The organism is Myxococcales bacterium, assembly GCA_022563535.1.
Lineage (GTDB): Bacteria > Myxococcota_A > UBA9160 > UBA9160 > UBA4427 > DUBZ01.
In genome coordinates this window covers 1-21,390 of the sequence record JADFNE010000043.1, presented here as the reverse complement: position 1 = coordinate 21,390, position 21,390 = coordinate 1, and the positions used below count along the sequence as shown (strand labels likewise).

The window sequence follows — 21,390 nt, the reverse complement described above, 5'->3', positions numbered from 1 at the left end:
GGCGGCCGAAGGGTTTTTCAACGGGCCGCTAGAGCATGGAGGGCAGGACGTCTACGGCTTTTTGGCGTAGGTAGTCGTCTACCAGGACCAGGCAGGCCATCGCTTCTACGATGACGACGGCGCGGGGGAGCACGCACGGGTCGTGTCGACCTTGGGCTTCCAGGGTGACGGGGTTGCCGTCGCGATCGACCGTTTGTTGGGCGATGCCGATCGTTGCGGTGGGCTTGAAGGCCACGCGGAACTCGATGGGTTGTCCGTTGCTGATCCCACCCTGGATGCCGCCGGAGCGATTGCTCGACGTAATGGGGGGTGTGCCGTCTCCCGGTACCGAGCCGGGAGCGGGAACAAACGGATCGTTGTGCTCGCTGCCGTAAAGTTCGGTTCCTGCGAAGCCACTGCCGATCTCGAACCCCTTTACCGCCGGCAGCGAGAACATTGCGCCGGCGAGTTGGGCGCTCAACTTGTCGAAGACCGGCTCGCCGAGTCCCAGCGGTACGTTGCGAACGCAGCACGCGACGACGCCGCCCATGGAATCCCGGCGCTCCCGGGCTTCGTCGATTTTTTCGATCATTTCTTTGGCGGCGTCCGGGTCGGGACAGCGAACGATGGTTGCGTCGATCTGCTCGAGGCTCACGGTTGCGGGATCCACCTTGGCCTGGATCGACTGCACCCGATCCACCCAGGCCAGCACCTCGACGCCTGCCACCTGGGCGAGGATCTTGCGCGCGATGGCTCCCGCGGCCACGCGGCCGACGGTTTCGCGAGCGCTCGCGCGACCGCCGCCCTGCCAGTTGCGAATGCCGTACTTGGCCTCGTAGGTGAAGTCGGCGTGGGAGGGCCGGTACAGGTTCTTCATGTCCTCGTAGGCCGAAGGGCGAGCGTCCGCGTTGCGGACCAGGAGTGCGATCGGAGTCCCGAGCGTTACGCCCTCGAAAACTCCCGACAAAATCTCGACTTCGTCCGCCTCTTTGCGGGGAGATGTCAGGCGGCTTTGTCCCGGTTTGCGGCGGTCGAGATCTCGCTGGATCTCGGCTGCGCTGATCTCCAACCTCGGCGGACATCCGTCGATCACGACCCCTACGCCGCCGCCGTGGGATTCCCCAAAGGTTGCAATCTGAAAGGCTTTTCCAAACTTGCTCGCCACCCGTTCCTCCGTGTCTCTGAAGGCAGAGTACCTGTAATTTGGCTTCCCCGCCCGACCGGGGCGGGGGTCGGCGGGTGGAGATCACAATAGTTCTTGTCGATCCAGCGCCGAGTACCGATACGACCGACGGCGGGGGCTAAATCTGCGATCCCGCGTCGGGTGGAGTGAAGATGGCAGCAGGGAAGATTTCGGTCAGATCGATCACGCTAAAAGAGATTCAACCCTTGCGAGAGAAGTGGCTGGTCGCGTCCGGCTTGATTGTCACGGATGGGTTTGAGGGAGATGCCCGATCGCGAACGCAACACCTCGGCGCGATCCGCAAGGGGAAAATTCTGGGCATCGTCTCGCTGTTCAACGAACCGCGTCCGGCGATGGTCGAGGCAAAGGCCTGGCGGTTGCGCGGCCTCGCGGTCAATCCGAGTGTTCGCGGCGAAGGTTGTGGCCGATCACTCATCGAAGGAGCGGCGCGCCACATCGCGCGTTCTCGAGGCAATCTGCTCTGGGCCAACGTCCCAGTCGTCTCCTGTGATTTCTTTTGCGCGCTCGACTTCGAGATTGCCGGCGACGCCTTCGATGTGCATGACCTGGATCCACACCATCGGATTCTGTTGCACCTGAACAAGCGTTAGCCCGGCGCCTTTACACGCGCCCGGCCGCGCCCCTATGCTGAACCGGAGGGGTAGCGGCGATGCGGGAGCGGGCGGGCGAATCCAACCAAGAGACGCGGGCTGAGACCGAGGGGTTCTCCCTCGGCAGCCGTGCAAAGAGCTTTGGTCATGCCTTCGCGGGCATCGCCCTGGTGGTCCGCACCCAGCACAATGCTCGGATTCATTGTCTCGCTACCTTGTTGGTGGTCGGGCTCGGAGCTCTGCTTCCTCTCTCCGCCTTGGAATGGTGTGCTTTGATTCTCGCGATCGCCGGAGTGTGGATCGCAGAAGCAATGAACACCGCACTGGAATTCTTGGCCGACGCCACAAACCCCGAAGACCACCCGCTGGTAGGTCGGGCAAAGGACGCCGCCGCGGGCGCAGTCCTCATCGCGGCAATCGCCGCCGCTGCCGTGGGCCTGATCGTTCTGGGCCCCCACTGCCTCAAATTTTTGGGGGCAGGCTGCTAGTGAGTAGTCCGTTGAAAGACTCGGAACCGAGAGTTTAGAGAAACAGCTCGAGGGCTTTGCGGTTCAGGGTTGCTTGAGGAAAGTCGAGCATGCGAGAGGGTCTCACCCAGTGATGGCTCTGATAACCACCGCGAAGCCGCACGCGTCCACCAACAGGTTGGCAGCGAAAAAGATGAAGACTCAGCCTGAGATGAGTAAAGACATGTTCGACGGTTCCCACTGCGATCGGATTTCGAATTTCAAGTCCAGTGCGCTCCCGCAGCATTCGCATCACGTGGTCCTTGGGCTCGGCGTCTGCGGGAAGTTCGCCACCTGGAAGTTCCCAAAGGCTGGCAAGTAGACCCTTGTCGGGTCGTTGAACCAGGAGAACCTCGTCACGGCGCGGGAGCCAGGCCGCGATGGCGGTCACCGGGCGCGGCTCTTTCTTCTTGGGCTTGTTGGGAAGCGATTCGACTTCACCCGTGCGCAGGCCGTGGCACAGTCGTTTCATCGGACAGACATGCTCGCAGCGCGGAGATTGCGGTGTGCAGACCGTGGCGCCGAACTCCATCAATGCCTGGTTGAGATCTCCCGGGCGCTGCCCCTTGGCGAGGGCGCCGGCTTCTTCCCAGATGCGTTCATGGACATCCTTGCGGCTCACATCGGCGCGAATGTCGAGCAGGCGAGCGAGTACGCGCACGACGTTGGCGTCCACGATTGCCTCGGGAAGATTGAACGCGATCGATGCGATCGCGCCCGCGGTGTAGCGGCCGACTCCGGGAAGCTTCCGCAGGGCCTCGACGTTGCTCGGGATCGATCCATCGAATTCGTCCATCACCATGAGCGCTGCACGGTGAAGGTTGCGCGCGCGCGAGTAGTAGCCGAGACCGGACCACACTTCGAAGACGTCTTCCCGGTCGGCAGTCGCGAGTGACTCGACGTCGGGAAAGCGCTCGAGGAAGCGCTTGTAGTAGGGGATGACGGTTTCGACCCTGGTTTGTTGGAGCATCGCCTCCGAGATCCAGATCGCGTAGGGATCGCGCGAACGCCGCCAGGGCAAATCGCGCTGGCTGATGTCGTACCACTCGAGAAGACGCTCTCGCAGCCGCTTGATTCGCCCCGGCCGTGTTCTCGGTCCGAGGTCGCGCATGACCGGAGTGTCGCTTGTTCTGCTTCTCGCCATCAGAGTCGAACCGGCAGTTCATGTTCGAGCTGAATTGTGCGGGACGTGACCCGGGCCTGCATGGCGATGGCCTCGACTCCGCTTGCACAAGCGCGACGCAGGGCTTTGGCGTACTCCGGATCGATTGCGTCCGCGGGCTCCATCGAGCTGCAGTCGACGCGTTGCACGATGAACAGCACTACCGCGCGTGCTCCCTGGCGGTGCAACTGTGCGAGGGTGTCCATGTGGCGACGTCCGCGAGTCGTTATGGCGTCGGGAAAACGCGCGACACCCCGGTCGGCGAGAGTCACGCTCTTGACCTCGATGTACAGCGGTTCCCGCCTGCTCGGGTGATCGTTCAACAGGAAATCGAGCCGCGAGCCTCCGTGGACCACGACCTCGGGTCGCACCTCTCGATACCCGCGAAGCTTTGCGATCGCGCCGGCTTCGAGGGCGCACTTGACCAGGCGGTTGGCGTGCATGGGCTGAAGCCCGACCCAGCTGCGTCCCACTCGAATCATTTCGAGGGTGTGGCGCAACTTGCGCTTGGGGTTGTCGCTGGTCGAACATCGAATCTGCGATCCCGGCGTCGCGCAGCCCGTCATGGCGCCGGGGTTTGGACAGTGAACCGTGATCTGCTCACCCTCGGATGTCTCGATGTCCGCGAGAAAACGTTTGTAGCGCCGCAGCAGGACACCCTTGAGATCGGCCCGCACGGGTATGTTCACAGGTTTTCTGCGGACAGCTTGACTTCGACGTGGTTCTTGATCCAACTGGCATCCCACCATTCGAGCGGATCGACGTACGTCCCTCCGATCAGGATTGCAAAATGGAGATGGTCTCCTCCCGCGAGACCAGTCGACCCGGTCCTGCCGAGTACCTGCCTGCGTTCGACCATGTCACCGACCTGTACCGCGAAGTCAGTGAGATGAGCGTAGAGGGTGGTGAGCCCCAGGCCGTGATCGACCAACAGGCAATTGCCGTAGATTCCCAACTCGTCTGCAAACAGCACCCGGCCCCGATTGGCTGCGATGACGTCCGCCGTCGCAAGTGAGGCCAGGTCGAAGCCATAATGCGTCGCCTCGGAAATTTCTTCGTCGCCTTTGAAGTAGCGCCGCCGTTCGGCAAAGCGGCTCATCACCTTGGAATTGGGGAGCTGGACAAAGACCTTGGACCAGTGTCTTTCCGCGTCGCTCGTTTCGACCAGCGCTTGAATTCGCTGTTCATTCTCGGCGCGAACGTCGCGGTTAATCAGCTGGAATGCCTCCTCATTGCTCGGGGCCGAGACGCCGAGCTTTTCGGCCAACGGTGGAATCACCCGGTCGAAGAACCGATCCGAAAGCGAGAGCCGCTCTTCGGGGAACCTGCGCTCGAAAATCTTGGTCCGCAGTCGCACATGCGTCTGATTGCCTGCGTGATCGGTGGCTTCGATTTCGATCTTGGGGTCTGCCGGGGAGTGGACCGCGATGGCGAAGAAAGCGATCCGTCTGCCCTCTGACACGTCCGTGTTCGGGACTGGATAACCGGAATAGAATTGATCTCCGACCCGCACGCCATCCGTTGCCGTGGCTTCATCGACGCGATACGCCGCCGCCGCGGCGCCGCCGCGGTAGATGTAGGTCAGCCCCGAGCTGTATTCGATGCGGGGCGCCTTGGTATCGACTTCGATTCGGATCCCGACTTCGCTGCGATTGCCCGCCCCGTTGTTGCTCCAGGACCAGTCCCGTGCCGTCACGATCAGGGTTGCGGGACCGTCGGCCAGGCCCAATGCCTTCGGATCGAGGAAAATGACGACGGGGGGTACCTCGCGCTCGATTGCCCCGGTGAACAAGTTGCCGGCGTACTCTTCTTCGAAGACCACCTGGCCTCCGCCCCGATGAACGATGCGCAGTTGGACGCTGCGCAGCCCCGTGTCTGCGTCGTCGAGTTGCAGTTCGAGATTTTTGCCGGATTTTCCGAGGGCGAGACTCTCCGGCCCCGCAATTTGTGGAGCCACGCTCTCGAACCTGGGAATGGAATAGAGCAGCATCGACCCCGCGAACAGCATGAGACCGATTGCGGTCCACCCTTTCCAGTTCAATGCGGTACTCATATACCCACTACCCCCATGCCTCATCTCCGTCTCTAGCCCGGCCCGAGTCTACAGGGTGTTGCACGGAAACGTCATCTCCAGTGAGCCTGACGCGAAATGTCCAAAGGGAGCCGCTGGCCTTCGATGCCGAACAAGCCGTTATTTTCCCAGGACAGCTCGAAACTCCAGCGTATCGTTCTCTTGAGACACGGCGAGACTGTCGGCCGTTCGAGCGTGCGGTTTTTCGGCGCAACCGATGTCATGCTCTCGGGGCTCGGGGCGGACCAGGCCGCTGCGGTCGCAGAAGTGATCGGGTCCCAGAACTTCGATCTGGTGGTCGCGAGCCCTTTGCAGCGGGCGTGGCGGTCGGCGCTCATCGTGGCTCCGGGGCGGGAGATTCGCCTGGAAGATCGGTTCCGCGAAATCGATTTCGGTCGCTGGGAGGGGCTCACCCGCGAGGAAATCGAGGCAAGAGACCCAAAGCTCTATTCCCAATGGGAGCAGCAGGGTCCGAAGTTCGATTTTCCGGACGGCGACCGAAGGGAAGCCTTTCGCGCCCGGGTGGTTGCGGGTCTTGCCCACCTGCTCGTCATGCCGGTCGCCTCGATTCTGATCGTCGCGCACAAGGGCATCGTCCGCACGATCGTCGAGGAGCTCAGCGGTGCCGCGCTCGAACGGGATCAACCCCCGCTCGCTGGCCTGCTCGAACTCACCCGTACCGCCGAACAAACCTGGAAGCTAGCTAAGCTCACCCTCTAGCAGCCTGCTAGACCCCACGGTCGGTTTCTCATACAGTTGGCTTGCTTCGGAGGTGCGATGGCGCGTCCCAATGAAACATTTTTGAGCGAACTCGAGTGGCGCGGGCTGTTGCACCAGACCGCCGGCGACGGACTTTCGGACCACATCGCTTCGCCGGGTCGTACCGCCTACTGCGGCTTTGATCCGACGGCGGACAGTCTCGGGGTGGGAAACCTGGTCGCTCTCTCGATCATGCGGCTCTGGCAGCGGGCAGGCCATCGCCCAATTTTGCTGCAAGGCGGCGCAACCGGGCTGATCGGCGACCCGAGCGGCAAGGACGCAGAGCGAAATCTGCTGAAAGATGACGAGGTTCGTCACAACCTCGAATGCCAGGCCAAGATCATTCGACCGCTATTTACCTGGGAGGACGAAGATCCCAAGACCGGTGCGCGTCTGGTGAACAACCTCGATTGGTGGAGCGATCTCAACTTCATCGATGTTCTGCGCGACATCGGAAAGCACTTCTCGGTCAACGCCATGATGCAACGCGACTCCGTGCGCGACCGACTGGAGAAGCGAGACCAGGGCATCAGCTACACCGAGTTTTCCTACATGATCCTCCAGGCATACGACTTTCTTCATCTGCACCGCTCACACGATTGCACAGTGCAAATATCCGGCTCCGACCAGTATGGAAACATCGTCTCCGGGATGGATCTGATCCGTCGCGATGCCGCCGCGAGCGGACGAGAAGCCGAAAGCTTTGCCGTCACGACACCTCTTCTCCTCAAAGCCGACGGAAAGAAGTTCGGCAAGAGCGAGTCGGGCAATATCTGGCTCTCCTCCGACCGTACCAGCCCCTACGCGTTCTACCAGTTCTGGATCAACGCCAGCGACGCTGACGCGGGACGATTCTTGCGGACCTTTACACTGCTCGGCCGAGACGAAATCGAGGCGATCGAAAAACAACATGCCGCCGCTCCCCATGAACGCTGTGCCCAGCAGCGACTGGCGGAAGAGATCACGGGATTGATCCACGGGGCGGAAGAACTCGCGCGCGTTCAGGCCGCGACCCTGGCCCTGTTCGGCAAGGGCGCGCTACAGGATCTCGACGCGACGCTGTTGAGCGATGTCTTCGCCGACGTCCCCCACTCTACCCATCAAAAGACCGAACTCGAAAAAGATGGTGTTGCCCTCGCGGATCTACTGCCCAAGACAAGCCTCGCAAAATCCAAGCGTGAGGCCCGCGAGTATCTCAAGAACGGGGCGATCGCGGTCAATGGACAAAAGGCCATATCAGAAGCCAGGCTTACCGAACGAGACTTGTTGCACGGGGAAACGATCCTGATCAAGCGCGGCAAAAAGTTGTGGCACGCCAGTATCTGGCGTTAGCCCTCTTCACTTGCTCTCAGTTTTGCCAGGACGCCGAAGTCTTCGAGGGTCGAGGTGTCTCCGGTTGATTCTTTTCCGGAGGCTACGTCTCGCAGCAGGCGACGCATGATTTTTCCCGAGCGAGTTTTGGGCAGGCTGTCGGTGAAGCGAATCTCGGACGGTCGTGCGATGGCGCCAATTTCCTTGGTTACGTGAGCGACCAAAGCCTGCTTCAGGGCATCGTCGGCGCGGGTGCCGCCTACAGGGCTCACGAAGGCCACAATCGCCGTTCCCGTGATGTCGTCGGGGCGTCCAACCACCGCAGCTTCGGCGACGTCGGGATGCGAGACCAGGGCGCTTTCAACCTCCATGGTGCCGATGCGGTGACCAGAGATGTTCATCACATCATCGATGCGGCCCATGATCCAGAAGTATCCGTCTTTGTCGCGATGAGCCCCGTCACCACAGAAGTAGGCGTCTTTGTATTTGCTCCAATACGTTTCCTTGAAGCGTGCGTCGTCTCCCCAAATTCCGCGCAGCATGCCGGGCCAGGGTTTGCGCAGTACCAATAGACCGCCGGCGGGTGGGCGGACCACTTCGCCTTCCTCGTTGTAAATCGCGGGGTCAATACCCGGGAAGGGCAAGGTTGCAGAACCGGGCTTGGTCGTCACGGCGCCGGGGAGGGATGTGATCATGATTCCCCCGGTTTCAGTCTGCCACCAGGTATCAACGATCGGGCACTTCTTGTTTCCGATTATCTTGTGATACCAGATCCAGGCTTCGGGATTGATGGGCTCACCCACGGTGCCGAGCAGTCGCAGAGAACTCAAGTCGTGGCTCTTGGGGTGTTGGTCGCCGAGTCGTATGAAGGTTCGGATCGCGGTCGGCGCGGTATAGAAGATGTTCACGCCCCACTTCTCGATCAAAGCCCACCAGCGGTCCGGCCCCGGATAGACCGGCACGCCTTCGTACATCATGCTGGTCGCCCCGGCGGCCAGCGGGCCGTAGACCACGTACGAATGCCCCGTGATCCAACCGATGTCGGCGGTGCACCAGTAGACATCGTCATCCTTGATGTCGAAGATCGCCTTGAAGGTCGTGGTTACATGGGTGAGGTAGCCGCCGGTTGTATGCAGGATTCCCTTTGGTTTGCCGGTGCTGCCGCTGGTGTAGAGAATGAAGAGTGGGTGTTCAGAATCGAGCTTCGCGGGCGCGCACTTGGGGCTCGCGTCTTCCATCAACTCGTGCCACCAGAGATCGCGACCCGCGACCATGTTGACATCTTGCTTGGTTCGTTCGACGACGATCACGCATTCGATTGCACTCTTTTTCGCCAGCGCGTCGTCGACGGCTTGCTTGAGCGGGAACGCCGCGCCCTTTCTGAACCCGCCGTCTGCGGTGATGACGGCTTTGGCTCCTAGGTCGTCGATCCTATCCCGCAGCGCCTCGGCGGAAAATCCGCCGAAGACAATGCTGTGCGGGGCGCCAATCCGAGTGCACGCGAGCATCGCGATCGCGAGTTCTGGGATCATCGGCATGTAGAGGACGACGCGCTCCCCCTTCTTGATCCCCTGGTCCTTCAAGACATTGGAAAACTTGCATACTTCCCGGTGGAGTTCTGCGTAGGTGATCACCCGGGTGTCGCCCGGTTCGCCTTCCCAGATGATCGCCGCCTTGTTGCGCCGCCCGCTCTCGAGGTGACGATCGAGGCAGTTGTAGCTGACGTTCAGCTTGCCGCCGACGAACCACTTCGCGAAGGGAGGCTTCCACTGCAACACCTTCTTCCAGGGGGAGAACCAGGTGATGTTCTCTTTCGCGCGAGCCGCCCAGAATTTTTCGGGATTGATCTGACCCGCCTTGCGGTACTCGGCGACGGTCTTCTTGTTCCAGTTCGCCGCACGAGTGAAGGCGGGATCGGGCTTGAACGTGCGCTTTTCCTCAAGCAGGGATTCGATGTCGGTCATGGAGCGGCAACTCCTCGTACTACTGAAATGAATGGCACTGAGATTGATGTTGATCTTGGTTCAACAAAGCGAATGGCGTGGCGTCAGCTCATCCAGGCTTCGATTTCGTCGGGTTTCTTGGGAATCGCGTGATTGAAGTTCTCGATTCCGTCTTCAGTGATCAAAATGTCGTCTTCGATTCGGATGCCAATCCCTCGCAGGTGTTCCGGTGCCTTGGTGTCATCCTCGGAGATATAGAGACCTGGTTCTACCGTGAAAACCATTCCGGGAACTAGCGTCAGCGCTTTTCCCTTTGCGGTGTAACTGCCGACATCGTGGACGTCCAGTCCAAGCCAGTGACTCGTACCGTGCATGAAGTAGTCGCGGTAGGTTTCGCTCTTGACCAGGTCGTCGACCGTTCCCGAAAGCAACCCGAGGGAGACCATCCCTTCGATTAGCGTGCGCACGGTGGTTTGGTGGATCTCCGGTAGCGTAGTGCCTGGCCGACAGGCCGCGAGTGCCGCTTGTTGGGCGGCGAGGACGACTTCATAGACCGCGCGCCCCGGTCCCTGAAAGCGGCCACCGACGGGATAGGTCCTGGTGACATCAGACGCGTAGCCCTCGAGTTCGACGCCCGCGTCGACAAGGCAGAGGTCCCCGCCGCGCAACTTCTGGTCGTTCACAACGTAGTGGAGGATCGTGGCGTTCTTTCCTCCGCCCACGATCGTGCCGTAGGCTGGGCCGCTCCCGCCGAGGCGGCGAAAGACGTGACCCAGTGCGGCTTCGAGTTGGTATTCGAAGTTGCCGTCGCGGCACAGGCGCGCGGCCTCCTGGTGAGCCGTGCAGGTAATCTCCGCGGCGCGCCGCATGATCTCGATCTCGCCGGGTTCCTTGATCAGACGCATGCCGTGGAGAATGTCTCGCGGGTCGAGAATCTTTTTCGCCGGTTCGAAGCCCAACTTGCTGCGCTGCCGCAAGCTATCGAGGGTCGCGACGATCGTGCGGTCGAGGTCCGCGCTTCGACCCAAGGTGTGGTAGATGCTGACCACACGCTCGATCTGTTTCGGAATTTCTTCGAGCAGCGTGTCGATCGAAAAGGCTTCGTCTGCTTCGAAGTCGTTCTTCGCACCTTCGAGCCCGGGGCGGTAGCCGTGCCAGGTCTCTGCCGACTTGTCTCGGGGTTGGACGAAGAGGGTGAAGGGGGGACCGTCATCCGTGCGGAACAGCGCGACCGCGCTCGGATGGTCGAAGCCCGTCAGGTAGTGAAAGTCGCTGTTCTGTCGGAAGGGGTATTCGGTGTCGCTGGAACGCGACACCACGTGGTGGCCGATGACGATTGCCGCTGCATCGGGGCCCATGGATTCCAAGAATTTCTTGCGACGTTCGGCAAACACGTGCGCAGTCTATCGCGACTCGTTCGGCGGGGCGGAGCGTTGGCCATCCGACCCTCGACGGGTCAGCCAGCGAGAATCGGGTCGCTCGAAACAGCGATCTCGTTATGGGGACGAGATCGCTGAATGTTTTTCAGCAAACTTTGGATGCACTCCAGGCTTTCCTGCAACATTTGGCGTCGGTCCAAAAAACTCCATATTATTCAGATATTTGCCTACGGGGTCCCTTGATTCAGGGAGCCAAGACACCGATGCACCCAATTTTGGGCTGCATCATATTGCGGCGATTTGCCCATCTCCCATCGCCAGTGGATGGGCAGATTTGTGAAAAAACATTATTTATATCAAGTACTTAAGGTCTGATTCTGAGGTTTGGTGAAGTTGGCACATATCGTGCTCTAGTAGGGGGCAAGCATAATCCGTCGGTTTCATGCTGGATGTTTCGGGCGCGTTCATCCAGTTAGAACCACCATCTGGAGCGGTGACAGCAACGAGGCGCTTTCCCCCAAGGACAGCATCCCGCCACTGTTTCAGCCCCAGGTGATTGGATTTGGAAGTAGGCCCCTCAGCTTCGATGGTCGAACTGGGGGGCCATTTTTCGTTTGGGGCTTGGCGGGCTTGGCGGGCTTGGCGGGCTTGGTGGGCTTGGTGGGCTTGGTTTAGAAGCTTGGCCGGGTACCGGCGGTGCCGCTCAGGATTTTGAGGCGGATCGCTTCTTGCTGCTTTTCTTTGCAGCAGCTTCGCTGGACTCCGTCGCGGGCTTTCCCTCGGTTTTCCCGGCCGGCGCCAGGTCCCTCAAGCGAGCGGACACCTCGTCGCCGAACTCCCGTACGAACCAGCCCTTGAGTTCCGGCACGTCTTCGAGGTCCGCTCCGGTTTTCGGATTTCGCCAGGCGATGGCTTCGAGTGAGGCGTTTGGGCAAAGCACGCCCGGGGAGAGAGCCAATTCCTTGGATCGCTTGGCGCGCCAACTCTTGAGTTCGGTCACCCGGCGTTCGGTCTTGCGGTCGACGCGCCGTCGGCCATTTCCGGTGTTCTTGGGAATTGGGGGATGCTCTACGCCTCGCCCCTTCGCCACCGCCGCCAGAATATCGTTCCCCATTCGGCGCACCAGCAGGTCGGTGATCCCTTTTATTCCCTTCAATTGACCTGGACGCCCGGGCTTTGCCGCGGCGATCTCGAGCAAGGTGCGATTGCCCAGGACCTTGAATGGAGGACGGTCGATCTCTCTCGCGCGAGCATCGCGCATCAAGAAAAGTTCCTTCAAGACGCTGAGACTCTTGGGATCGAGCTTGCGTGCGCCCTTGATGCGGAAGTAGCCCTGTTTGTCGAACTTGCGGTCGGGCCATTCGCGTCCGCAGAGGGTGTCGAATTCTTCCTCGGCCCAGCTGAGGCGACCCGCCTTTTTGAGCTCGCGCTCCACTTTCTTGGTCAGCCGGGCGAGGTAGATCACATCGCCCGCAGCGTAGTCGAGCTGCCGTTCGGTCAACGGGCGCCGCGACCAATCCGACCGCTGCTCATCCTTGGGGACCTTGACTCCAAAGTGTTGTTCGATCAGCGCAGCGAGGCCAATGGCGCTGTAGCCGAGCAATTGGGCGGAAACCATGGTGTCAAAGATATTCGCGAACGTGTACCCATAGTCTCGTTTGAGCACGTAGATGTCGTACTCGGCGGCGTGGAAGATCACTCGTACATCTGGTGAGGCGAACACCGGCCCCAGTGGAGCCATGGCTTCGGGTCCGTCGAAGGCGAGGGTGTCGATCAAGTAAGAGTGTTTCGAAGTAGCGATCTGAACCAGACAGGTCTTGTCGAAGTAGTGATAGAAACTGTCCGCCTCGGTATCGACGGCGAGCACCGGCTCGGCAAGGAACTCGCCCGCTAGCTCTTTGAGCCGCTCGGGTGCATCGACAATTTCGAAATCAGCCAATTCCGACCTCGCGTCCGAAACAATCGATGACCGCCTCGGCATCGGCCAAGAATGGACAACGGAGCATAGTTTCTAGGTCTGCCGGGGGGTGGGTTGCAGTACCAACTGGGGGTACTCGCACTTGCCGATCCTAGCCGAAGCCCAGTCACGGGGAAATGGCAAGCGGTTGAGAGAACCGTCTTTCTACGATCCGTTGTCTATGCTGAGGCCGTGATGAAGGCAGGCGTGGGCTTCTCGGAGGAACTATCGGCTCAGCTGGCGGCTCGGCAAGCGGTCGGTCGGGGGCGAGAAATCCTCGGCGGGGCCCTCCCGGAGACAGCCCTGGTGTTTGCCACGGTCGCCTGGGGTCCCGGTCTCCCGGATCTCCTCGAGGCGGTTCGCCGGGAACTCGGCGCCTGTGAGATCTATGGGGCGAGCGTGGCGGGGCTCTTCGCGGACGGTGAGGGGACCGCAGACAATCCCGGGCTCGTGGTAGCCCAGTTCACGGGCCTCGAGATCGAAGCGGTCCTGTTCGAGGACCTCCCGGCTGACGAACCCGAAAGCGGTTCGGAGATCCTCGATCATTTTGAGCGTCCACCGGGAGAGATGGATCTGCTGCTGCTGCTGCTCGATATGCATCACCAGAGCCCAGCCCCATTGTTCCGCACCCTCGCAAAACAGCTCCACGACGGCCTGGTCGTAGGTCTGGGCGCGAGTGCTCCCACGGGTGGCGACGCTGTGGTGTGGCACAACGACCAGATCGTGTCCGGTGGGCTGCTCGGGGTCGTGCTGCGGGGAGCTGGGTCTACACAATGGGGCGTAGCTCGAGGTTGTCGGGCGCTGTCCGGAGATCATCTCGTGACCCGGGCGCGCGACCGTTGGATCAGCAGCTTCGACGGGCAGCCGGCCCTCGACATCCTGCGCGAGGTTGCAGAGCGAGCCGGGCTCCCGGCGACTGCCGAATCACTGCGACAGATCATGCTCGAAATCGATCACGCACCGAACGGCGAGAGCGAGAGTGCCGCCGGAAGCCTGCTCCGCAGCGTCGTCGGGATTGATCCGCGCCGGAAGGCGATTCTGGTGCCGGACGATCTCCAACCCGGGACTCGATTGCGCTTTGTCGTGCGCGACGCGGTCGCCGCCCGGGAGAATCTCGAAACCCTGGTTGCAGGGCAGGTAGCCGGACAGGTAGATCGGGAGCGTGGCCTCGGGCTCTACCTTTCGGGAAGCTCGCTCGACTACGCGGGAGCCCGCGGCGCGGCGCGCGACGCGCGCTGCTTTCGGGATCACGATCCCGACTTTCCGGTCCTCGGCTTGCGCGGTAGCCAGCTCCTCGGTCCAGCGGGACGCGTCGGCACCGTCTGCACGGCCCTGAACGATTGCGGGTTGCTGGCCATTCTCGAGGGCTAGTGCCCCTCCCCTCGAATTTTCATGCAGGTATTGCCCGGGAGCGTTGCGCCCGCTAGTTTGGTTCCATATAAAGATATTATGTTCCGATATTCGGAACAAAAAATAAAGAACAGAGAGAACTAGAAAGAAGAGAACTAGAGAGAACAGAAGGATAAAAAGAACAGGAAGCAAATGGACCCACTCACCACGGTCGAGAAAGCCGTCGACATCTTGTTTCATCTCCACGCGTCTTCGGAGCCCCAGGGCGTGACCGCCATTGGCCGGTCGCTAGGTTTGCCAAAATCGAGTGCCCACCGGTTGCTCGCTGCCCTGGGTCGGCGCGGCCTGGTCGATCGCTCGGAACGCGGCCGCTACCGACCCGGCACCGCCTTGATCGCGTTGGGGCTCGGGGCGCTCGAGCGCGAACCCATCGTCGAACTCGCGCGCGGGGTTCTCGAGGCAACTTCCGCAAAGCTTGGGGAGACGATTTTTCTGGTCGCCGCCCAATCCCGAGAGCTGATGATTCTCGACAAAGCCGAGGGCAAAGGCTTTCTGCGGGCCTCGCCCCAGGTTGGTGAACGCGTGCCGGTGCACGCCACGGCGGTGGGCAAGCTGTACCTCGCCTTCGCACCTGACAGTGTCGATGTCGAAGACCCGCTTACGTCCTTTACCGAGGGCACGACGACTTCTGCCGACGAGCTTGCCGCCGTGGTGGCCACCGTTCGCGACCAAGGCTTTGCCCGCAGCGATGAAGAGTGGGTACCGGGTCTCGGGGTGGTTGCGGCTCCGATCTGCTTTCGCGATCGCCTGGTGGCGGTGGTCGCCCTGGGTGCGGCTTCCGCGCGGCTCGCGGTGATGGGAAGTGGCAGCGTGACGCGCGAGGTATTGGACGCAGCCGCGCGAATCGAAGCGCGCCTCGCTGTCGATTCTTCAGAATATGCACAGAGGGCTTCGGAGGGGCCGAAATGAAGATCTGGATGAACGGTCAAATCGTTCCGCCCGAGGAAGCAAAAATCAGCGTCCTCGACCACGGCCTGCTCTATGGAGACGGCATCTTCGAGGGAATTCGCATCTACGGCGCGAAAGTGTTTCGCCTGCCCGATCACCTGCACCGGTTCGGCACTGCGGCCAAGGCGATCGGTCTTGTGCTGCCGGGGGGGCTCGAAGCCGTCCGGCAGATCGTGCTCGAAACCGCGCGGGCATTCGACGAAAGCGAAGGCTACATGCGGCTGATCGCGACTCGCGGGGTCGGGGCGCTCGGGGTGGATCCGACGACCTGTGACAACCCTACGCTTTTCTGTATCGCAGACCGAATTCATCTCTTCGACCCTGAAAAGCTCGCACGCGGGCTCGACATGGTGACCGCCAGCATGCGCCGCCCGGCGGCAGACGCCCTCGACCCCAGGGTCAAGAGTCTGAACTACCTCAATAATGCCCTCGCAAAGCGCGAAGCAAAGCTCCGCGGCGCCGACGAAGCGCTGATCCTGAACCACGCGGGTCTGGTCGCTGAGGCGAGCGTTGCCAACGTGTTCACCGTCTATCGAGGAGTGCTCTCGACGCCACCGGCCAGCGATGGATCGCTCGAGGGAATCACCCGGGACAGCATTCTCGAAATTGCCAGCGCGGCCGGCATCGAGACCCGGGAACGCAGCCTTGGACGCTTTGACCTTCTCGCCGCTGACGAGGTGTTCATCAGTGGCTCTGGAGCGCGCATCGTTCCCATCGCGACCCTCGACGGCGAAACGATTGGCAATCTGGACCGTCCGATCATGCAGAGACTGATCGACGACTTCGGCCCCTATACCCTCGCCCACGGCACGGCGTACTGAGGGCCATTTGCCGCTCCAATTGCCGCACGGCTGACGAGCGCTGCCGCGGTGCGGGTGGCTATGCTAGTCGGGCCTTCAACCCGCCGGCGCGTGTCGATCGTCGTCCGTGCGAGCCAGGAGAAGTCCGGTGCGCTGGTCAAAGTCCTTTCTTCCTACTCTTCGCGACGATCCGAGTGACGCCGAGGCGGTGAGCCACAAGCTGCTGTTGCGCGCCGGATTCATGCGTCAGTTGATGGCCGGTGTGTATACGCTGCTGCCCCTCGGTTTTCGCGTCGCACACAAGATCACCGAAATCGTTCGCGACGAAATGCAAAAACTCGGCGCGCAAGAACTCAAGCTTCCGACGCTTCACCCCCGCGAAATCTGGGACAAGTCGGGCCGCTGGGACGCGATGGGCCAGGAGATGTTCCGCTTCGAAGATCGCCGGGGCTCCCAGGTTGGCTTGGGGATGACCGCCGAAGAGGTCTTTGCACACCTCGCCAGCGAGCTGCATTCGTACAAACAACTGCCCCAGATCTGGTTTCAGATTCACACCAAGTTCCGCGACGAAGCTCGCCCGAAGAGTGGCCTGTTGCGCGTGCGCGAATTCACCATGAAGGACTCCTACTCCCTCGACATCGACGACGAGGGTCTCGACTATTCCTTTGATTGTCACTTCAAGGCCTATCGCAAGATCTTCAAGCGCATGGGTTTCGATCCGGTTGCGGTCGAGGCTTCGTCTGGCGCGATGGGGGGCAGTCAATCGGTCGAGTTCATGCTCAGGAGCGACGCCGGCGAGGACTGGATCGCTTCGTGTGAAGCATGTGGCTACGCGGCCAATGTCGAAAAGGCGACCAGCGAACTCCCCGCAGTTGTCGACGAAGAAGGACTCGAGTCACCCGAAAAGTTTGCCACGCCAGGCATGCGGACGATTCAAGATCTCGAGAACTTCGAGCAGGGCACCCCCGGTTCTTCTCAGATCAAGACCCTCGTCTACATGATCGATGGCAAGGTGGTCCTGGTGTTGCTGCGGGGCGACGACGTTCTTTCCGAACAGAAGCTCGTCGATGCCGTCGAAGCCGAGGAAATTCGCGCCGCCACCGCGGAAGAAATCGTTGCGGCACTCGGCGCTTCTCCTGGGAGTCTGGGAGGGGTAGGAGTGACGGACCACTTCATCATCGCCGATGAAGCGCTCCGCGGGCGCACGAACATGACGACCGGCGCCAACGCGGACGACTTCCACTACCGGGGGGTTTCGGTCGAGCGGGACATCGACGTCAAGGGATGGCTCGATCTTCGCGAGGTAAACGATGGCGAGCCTTGCGTTCAGTGCGGCAAACCCATCGTCATCTACAAGACGATCGAGGTGGGTCATATATTCAAGCTCGGCACTCGTTACAGCGAATCCATGGGGGCGAGCGTCCTGGACCAGAATGGCAAGGCCCGGCCGATCGTCATGGGATCCTACGGCATTGGAATCGAGCGAGGATTGGCGGCAGTCGTCGAGGCCTGTCACGACGAGGACGGCATCAAATGGCCGGTCAACGTGGCGCCGTTCGAGGTTGTGATCACGGTGGTGAAGACCAAAGATGTCGAGTGCATGGAAGTCGGCGAGCGGATCTACGATGCACTGGTCGCGGCCAAGATCGACGTGATCCTCGACGATCGCGACGAGCGACCCGGCGTAAAGTTCAAGGATGCCGACCTGATCGGCTTCCCCTACCGGATTACGGTAGGACCCAAGGGCATTGCTTCGGGCCACGTCGAGCTGAAGTGTCGGCGTGACGGAGAAGTCACCGATGTTCTGATCGAGCGCGCTGCCGAGACTGTCGAGGAGTCAGTTCTCGCCGAACGGCGCTAAGCGAACCGGGCCTTCGGATGATCTCCCGGCAGAACTCTCAGTCACCCGAACCCCCCGCGGATCTGGGAAGCGAATCGCGTGCGAGATTTCAGCGGTTTACCGTCGCAAACGCGCTCACGCTCATGCGTCTCATCGCCGCGCCGGTCTGCGGATACCTCGTGTTCGAAGGTCGTGACGTCGAAGCGGTGATCGTTTTTGCATTTGCCATTGCGACCGATTTCGCCGACGGCCCCCTGGCTCGCAAGTGGGGCCAGTCTTCCGCCTTTGGTGCGCTGCTGGATCACGGTACCGATGCGACGTTCGTCGTCATGGGAGTGTCGGCCCTGGTCTGCCGCGGTCTCGCCCCGACAGCTCTTCCGCCGTTGATCGCGCTGGCGTTCGTTCAGTACACCCTTGATTCCCGGGCGCTCGAGGGCCGGCAGCTGCGCGCGAGTGCACTGGGGAAATGGAACGGCATCCTTTACTTCGTTTTTCTCGGGACGCCGATCATTCGCAATACGCTGGGCTGGTCGTGGCCAGACGACGGAATCATCTTGTTGCTGGGCTGGCTGCTGCTCGGGTCCACCGTGCTTTCAATGGTCGATCGCCTGCTGGCCCTGAGGCAGGCGCAAGCCGATTGACTCCCGAAGGCCGATGTTCGCTTCGATGCACTTGAGCGGATTTCTCCAAGAGGTTGCGGGTCAGCGAGTCATACGAATCTTGGCTTGCATTGGCGGCGTCTGTTCCAGCGATCTGCTCGATAGTTGCCACCTATTGTGACGGTGCACGCTTCGGATTCGAGAATGTAGAGATCCAACCTCAGTCGTTGTGCATCTGCGGAGACTCCACTCGCTGCGCTTTCGGCCCCAAAATTGGGCTGTACCCGTTCTTGGGGACAATGCGAAGGACAGAGGCAGAGTTTCTCTGTGACGATGAGAATTACCCTGTTTGGGAAATCATGGGGGTACGGTAGTCTTTGCGCGTCTTGAGAACTCAAGACTGCAGGCCGGGCGATCTACAGTAGAGAACAGTAGAGAACGCGGCCCGTAACAATGACGAAACAACAAGCGCTTTATGTCGCAATACCCCTTCTAAAGAATTCGTAGGCTCCAATTCCTTGTGGAATTGGAATCGCGGCGTTTGACGAAGGGAGGAGAAATATAGAATGGCAGGTGGTTCGGTTAAGTGGTTCAACGACGAAAAAGGTTATGGCTTTATTACCCCCGACGATGGCAGTAAGGACCTTTTCGTTCACTACTCAAATATTTCGGGCGACGGCTTCAAGTCGCTGAGCGAAGGTCAGAAGGTGACCTACGAGGCAGGCGAGGGCCGAAAGGGTCCCGAAGCTACAAACGTTCAGCCGCTCTAAACAGCTGCCGTAGACAGATCGAATTCGGCGACCCCTTCGAGGGTCGCCGTTTTTTTTGGACCGGTGCCGCGCAGGCTCCTAGCTGCCTGAGGACTTCCGCACGATTTTCGGAGTGAGTTGCAAGAGCCGAGCCCGCAGACCCGGATGTGCCAAGGGTAGAAATGCGAGCGCGACCAGGATGCCCGAAGCAATCCAGAGTTGCGGCGATCCGGGATCCAACAGGTTGGCACCCAAAAACGAGAAACAAGCCGCGCGAACGATCGCCGCGGGTCCCACCGCGAGCAAAAAACGGAGCCAGGTGATCCGGGTCAGTCCGGCCGCAAAGTGGAACGGGGTGAGGATGCCCATCGGATGCCCGGTCATCAGAGCGATCACCCACGGGCCAGCGGTTCTTGCATGTTGCTCGAATTGGGGATAGCGGGCTCGAATTCGCGGCTCGACCCAATCGCGCCCCAGCAGGCGTGCACAGGTGAACAACGTGAATGCGTTCAACGTGACCCCGACGGCGCCCAGCAGCGTACCCATGGGCGCCCCAAACAGCAGACCCGCAGATGTGAGCAACAACCCGGAGGACAACAACATGACCTGGCGAAACATCACCAATAGGACGAAACCAATTGGCACATACGGCCCGAAGTTTCTCACGGCCTCTTGGATTGAGGCCGCGGACCATTCGATCCCGGTTTGCTTGCGCAGGAAATGAGCTCCGACGAGGAACGCACACACGACGAGTAACATGAGCAATCGCCCCAGCAGCGCCCTTCGATTCGCTCGGTCTAGATCCATTCCCGCGTCTACTCCAAATGCCAAATACCAAGTCTTGCAAGTCCCGTGACTGGTTACGATAGATCAATTGATCTGCGGCGCGAAGGTGAAGTGCTAATCCAGGGCGAGTTTCGGTCCCAGTGGCACGATGCCGGTGGGATTGATCGTCTCGTGGCTTTCGTAGTAGTGGCGTTTGATGTGCGTGAAGTTCACGGTCTCTGCGATTCCGGGAACGCGATAGAGAGATTCCAGATAGCGAGTGAGATTGGGGTAGTCCGCGATACGCCGCAGATTGCACTTGAAGTGTCCGACGTAAACCGGATCGAAACGAACGAGGGTGGTGAAGAGTCGCCAATCGGCTTCGGTAATCGCTTCCCCGAGCAAGTAGTCCCGATTCATGAGCCTCTGTTCCAGGATGTCCAACGCGCCGAAGAGTTCGCCAAACGCCTCCTCGTAGGCGCTCTGGCTTGTCGCGAACCCGCAGCGGTAGACCCCGTTGTTGATGCTCGGATAGATGAAGTCATTTACGGCATCGATTTCACTGCGCAGGGCTTTGGGGTAGAAGTCAGTCGATGCCCTGGCGAGATCACCAAAACCCGAATTGAACATTCGAATGATCTCCGAAGATTCGTTGTTCACGATGACCTGGGTCTTGCGGTCCCAGAGTACCGGTACCGTGACACGGCCCGTGTATTTCGAATCCGAGAGCAGATAGATATCTCGCAAAAAACGCGTCTCGTTGACGTAGTCGGGAATAGCGCCAGCTTGGGTCGAGAAGATCCAACCATCTGCACCCATGTATGGGTCGACAATCGACAATGAAATGATCTCCTCGAGTCCGAGCAATTTGCGAAAAATCAATGTCCGGTGCGCCCACGGACAGGCGAGCGAAATGTATAGGTGGTAGCGATTGGCCTCCGCGGGAAACTCCGCGTCCCGATCGGTTCCGATGCGCCCGCGAAACGCGCTGCTCTTGCGTTCGTAGCGACCGCCGCTCGACTTGGTGTCGTACCACTGGCCGTGCCATATGCCGTCGATGAGAAGTCCCATTGCGCCCTCCAATACTTCCATTGGGTAATACGTGTACAAACTAGCGGATGCCCGCTGACTCGCAGCCGCGGCCTGGGTTAGGGTTGCGGCGGACTCGCTTCAGTGAGGTCGCGGTCCACGAGATTCCCGTAGTGTGGGGGAGTGATTTTGTCGACGAAGCACAGGGGCCAGAATTGGTTGGAGCGCAACCGAGGGCGATGCTTGATCGTGGTGGTCACCGCGATATTGGTCGTTGTGCTGCTGCCCGGAAAATTGCTCTGGTACAACAGCGTGCGTTGGAGCGACCCGGGCCCGGGACTGCGATTCGCCGATATCGCTCAGGCGCTGAGTGAGGGATCAATCGTTTC

The 21,390-nt window shown here is 60.6% G+C and carries 19 protein-coding genes; 10 read left to right on the top strand and 9 right to left on the bottom strand.

What is annotated here, in order from left to right:
• Positions 1-28 precede the first annotated feature (28 nt).
• Positions 29-1,144, bottom strand: a complete 1,116-nt coding sequence (gene aroC / locus IH881_13595) for a chorismate synthase (protein MCH7868723.1) — start codon at positions 1,142-1,144, stop codon at positions 29-31.
• Positions 1,145-1,314: 170 nt separating this feature from the next.
• On the opposite strand from aroC, the gene IH881_13590 reads away from it, so the two are divergent.
• Both IH881_13590 and IH881_13585 read left to right on the top strand, forming a co-directional pair.
• On the top strand, positions 1,315-1,773 hold the full coding sequence (locus tag IH881_13590; GenBank protein MCH7868722.1) for a GNAT family N-acetyltransferase: 459 nt from the start codon (positions 1,315-1,317) through the stop codon (positions 1,771-1,773).
• Between the two features lie 59 nt (positions 1,774-1,832).
• Positions 1,833-2,261 carry a diacylglycerol kinase family protein gene (locus tag IH881_13585; GenBank protein MCH7868721.1) on the top strand — a complete coding sequence of 143 codons (429 nt, stop codon included), beginning with the start codon at positions 1,833-1,835 and terminating at the stop codon, positions 2,259-2,261.
• A 34-nt stretch (positions 2,262-2,295) separates the two neighbouring features.
• Here IH881_13585 and mutY read toward each other — a convergent pair whose 3' ends face one another.
• From mutY to IH881_13570, 3 genes are read right to left on the bottom strand one after another with little or no spacing between them, the layout of a single operon-like run.
• Positions 2,296-3,390, bottom strand: a complete 1,095-nt coding sequence (mutY, locus tag IH881_13580) for an A/G-specific adenine glycosylase (GenBank protein ID MCH7868720.1) — start codon at positions 3,388-3,390, stop codon at positions 2,296-2,298.
• 32 nt (positions 3,391-3,422) lie between these two features.
• Positions 3,423-4,190, bottom strand: coding sequence for a DNA/RNA nuclease SfsA (sfsA, locus tag IH881_13575; GenBank protein ID MCH7868719.1), 768 nt, complete (start codon positions 4,188-4,190; stop codon positions 3,423-3,425).
• Positions 4,127-5,494 (bottom strand): M23 family metallopeptidase, encoded by a 1,368-nt coding sequence (locus IH881_13570; GenBank protein ID MCH7868718.1) that lies wholly within the window; start codon positions 5,492-5,494, stop codon positions 4,127-4,129. The genes sfsA and IH881_13570 overlap by 64 nt, the downstream gene beginning before the upstream one ends.
• 123 nt (positions 5,495-5,617) lie before the next feature.
• Between IH881_13570 and IH881_13565 the strand changes: the two genes are divergently transcribed.
• Together IH881_13565 and IH881_13560 are read left to right on the top strand one after the other, a co-directional pair.
• Positions 5,618-6,232: a histidine phosphatase family protein gene (locus IH881_13565; protein ID MCH7868717.1), complete on the top strand. Its 615-nt coding sequence runs from the start codon at positions 5,618-5,620 to the stop codon at positions 6,230-6,232.
• Positions 6,233-6,289: 57 nt separating this feature from the next.
• Positions 6,290-7,603, top strand: a complete 1,314-nt coding sequence (locus IH881_13560) for a tyrosine--tRNA ligase (protein ID MCH7868716.1) — start codon at positions 6,290-6,292, stop codon at positions 7,601-7,603.
• Here IH881_13560 and acs read toward each other — a convergent pair.
• From acs to IH881_13545, 3 genes are all read right to left on the bottom strand, one after another.
• A complete protein-coding gene (gene acs, locus IH881_13555; protein MCH7868715.1) occupies positions 7,600-9,546 on the bottom strand; it encodes an acetate--CoA ligase in 1,947 nt (648 codons plus the stop codon). The two genes, IH881_13560 and acs, sit on opposite strands and share 4 nt — an antisense overlap.
• Before the next feature lie 83 nt (positions 9,547-9,629).
• Positions 9,630-10,919, bottom strand: a complete 1,290-nt coding sequence (gene pepP / locus IH881_13550) for a Xaa-Pro aminopeptidase (protein MCH7868714.1) — start codon at positions 10,917-10,919, stop codon at positions 9,630-9,632.
• A 688-nt stretch (positions 10,920-11,607) separates the two neighbouring features.
• The gene (locus tag IH881_13545) at positions 11,608-12,843 is read right to left on the bottom strand and encodes a ribonuclease D (GenBank protein MCH7868713.1); all 1,236 of its coding nucleotides are present in this window, start codon (positions 12,841-12,843) and stop codon (positions 11,608-11,610) included.
• Positions 12,844-13,056: 213 nt separating this feature from the next.
• Here IH881_13545 and IH881_13540 point away from each other — a divergent pair, with 213 nt between their 5' ends.
• The 6 genes from IH881_13540 (at position 13,057) to IH881_13515 (ending at position 19,228) form a co-directional block, all read left to right on the top strand.
• Positions 13,057-14,232, top strand: a complete 1,176-nt coding sequence (locus IH881_13540; GenBank protein MCH7868712.1) for an FIST C-terminal domain-containing protein — start codon at positions 13,057-13,059, stop codon at positions 14,230-14,232.
• A gap of 171 nt (positions 14,233-14,403) precedes the next feature.
• Positions 14,404-15,180 carry an IclR family transcriptional regulator gene (locus tag IH881_13535; protein ID MCH7868711.1) on the top strand — a complete coding sequence of 259 codons (777 nt, stop codon included), beginning with the start codon at positions 14,404-14,406 and terminating at the stop codon, positions 15,178-15,180.
• Positions 15,177-16,040, top strand: coding sequence for a branched-chain-amino-acid transaminase (ilvE, locus tag IH881_13530; GenBank protein ID MCH7868710.1), 864 nt, complete (start codon positions 15,177-15,179; stop codon positions 16,038-16,040). The genes IH881_13535 and ilvE overlap by 4 nt, the downstream gene beginning before the upstream one ends.
• Positions 16,041-16,167: 127 nt before the next feature.
• Positions 16,168-17,880 carry a proline--tRNA ligase gene (locus IH881_13525; GenBank protein ID MCH7868709.1) on the top strand — a complete coding sequence of 571 codons (1,713 nt, stop codon included), beginning with the start codon at positions 16,168-16,170 and terminating at the stop codon, positions 17,878-17,880.
• Between the two features lie 17 nt (positions 17,881-17,897).
• Entirely contained in the window at positions 17,898-18,500 is a 603-nt protein-coding gene (locus IH881_13520) for a CDP-alcohol phosphatidyltransferase family protein (protein ID MCH7868708.1), read from the top strand.
• A 524-nt stretch (positions 18,501-19,024) separates the two neighbouring features.
• Positions 19,025-19,228 carry a cold-shock protein gene (locus IH881_13515; GenBank protein MCH7868707.1) on the top strand — a complete coding sequence of 68 codons (204 nt, stop codon included), beginning with the start codon at positions 19,025-19,027 and terminating at the stop codon, positions 19,226-19,228.
• A gap of 78 nt (positions 19,229-19,306) precedes the next feature.
• Here IH881_13515 and IH881_13510 read toward each other — a convergent pair whose 3' ends face one another.
• Entirely contained in the window at positions 19,307-20,014 is a 708-nt protein-coding gene (locus tag IH881_13510) for a TVP38/TMEM64 family protein (protein ID MCH7868706.1), read from the bottom strand.
• Positions 20,015-20,107: 93 nt separating this feature from the next.
• Complete coding sequence (locus IH881_13505) at positions 20,108-21,043, bottom strand: glutathione S-transferase family protein (protein ID MCH7868705.1); 936 nt, start codon at positions 21,041-21,043, stop codon at positions 20,108-20,110.
• Positions 21,044-21,390 lie beyond the last annotated feature (347 nt).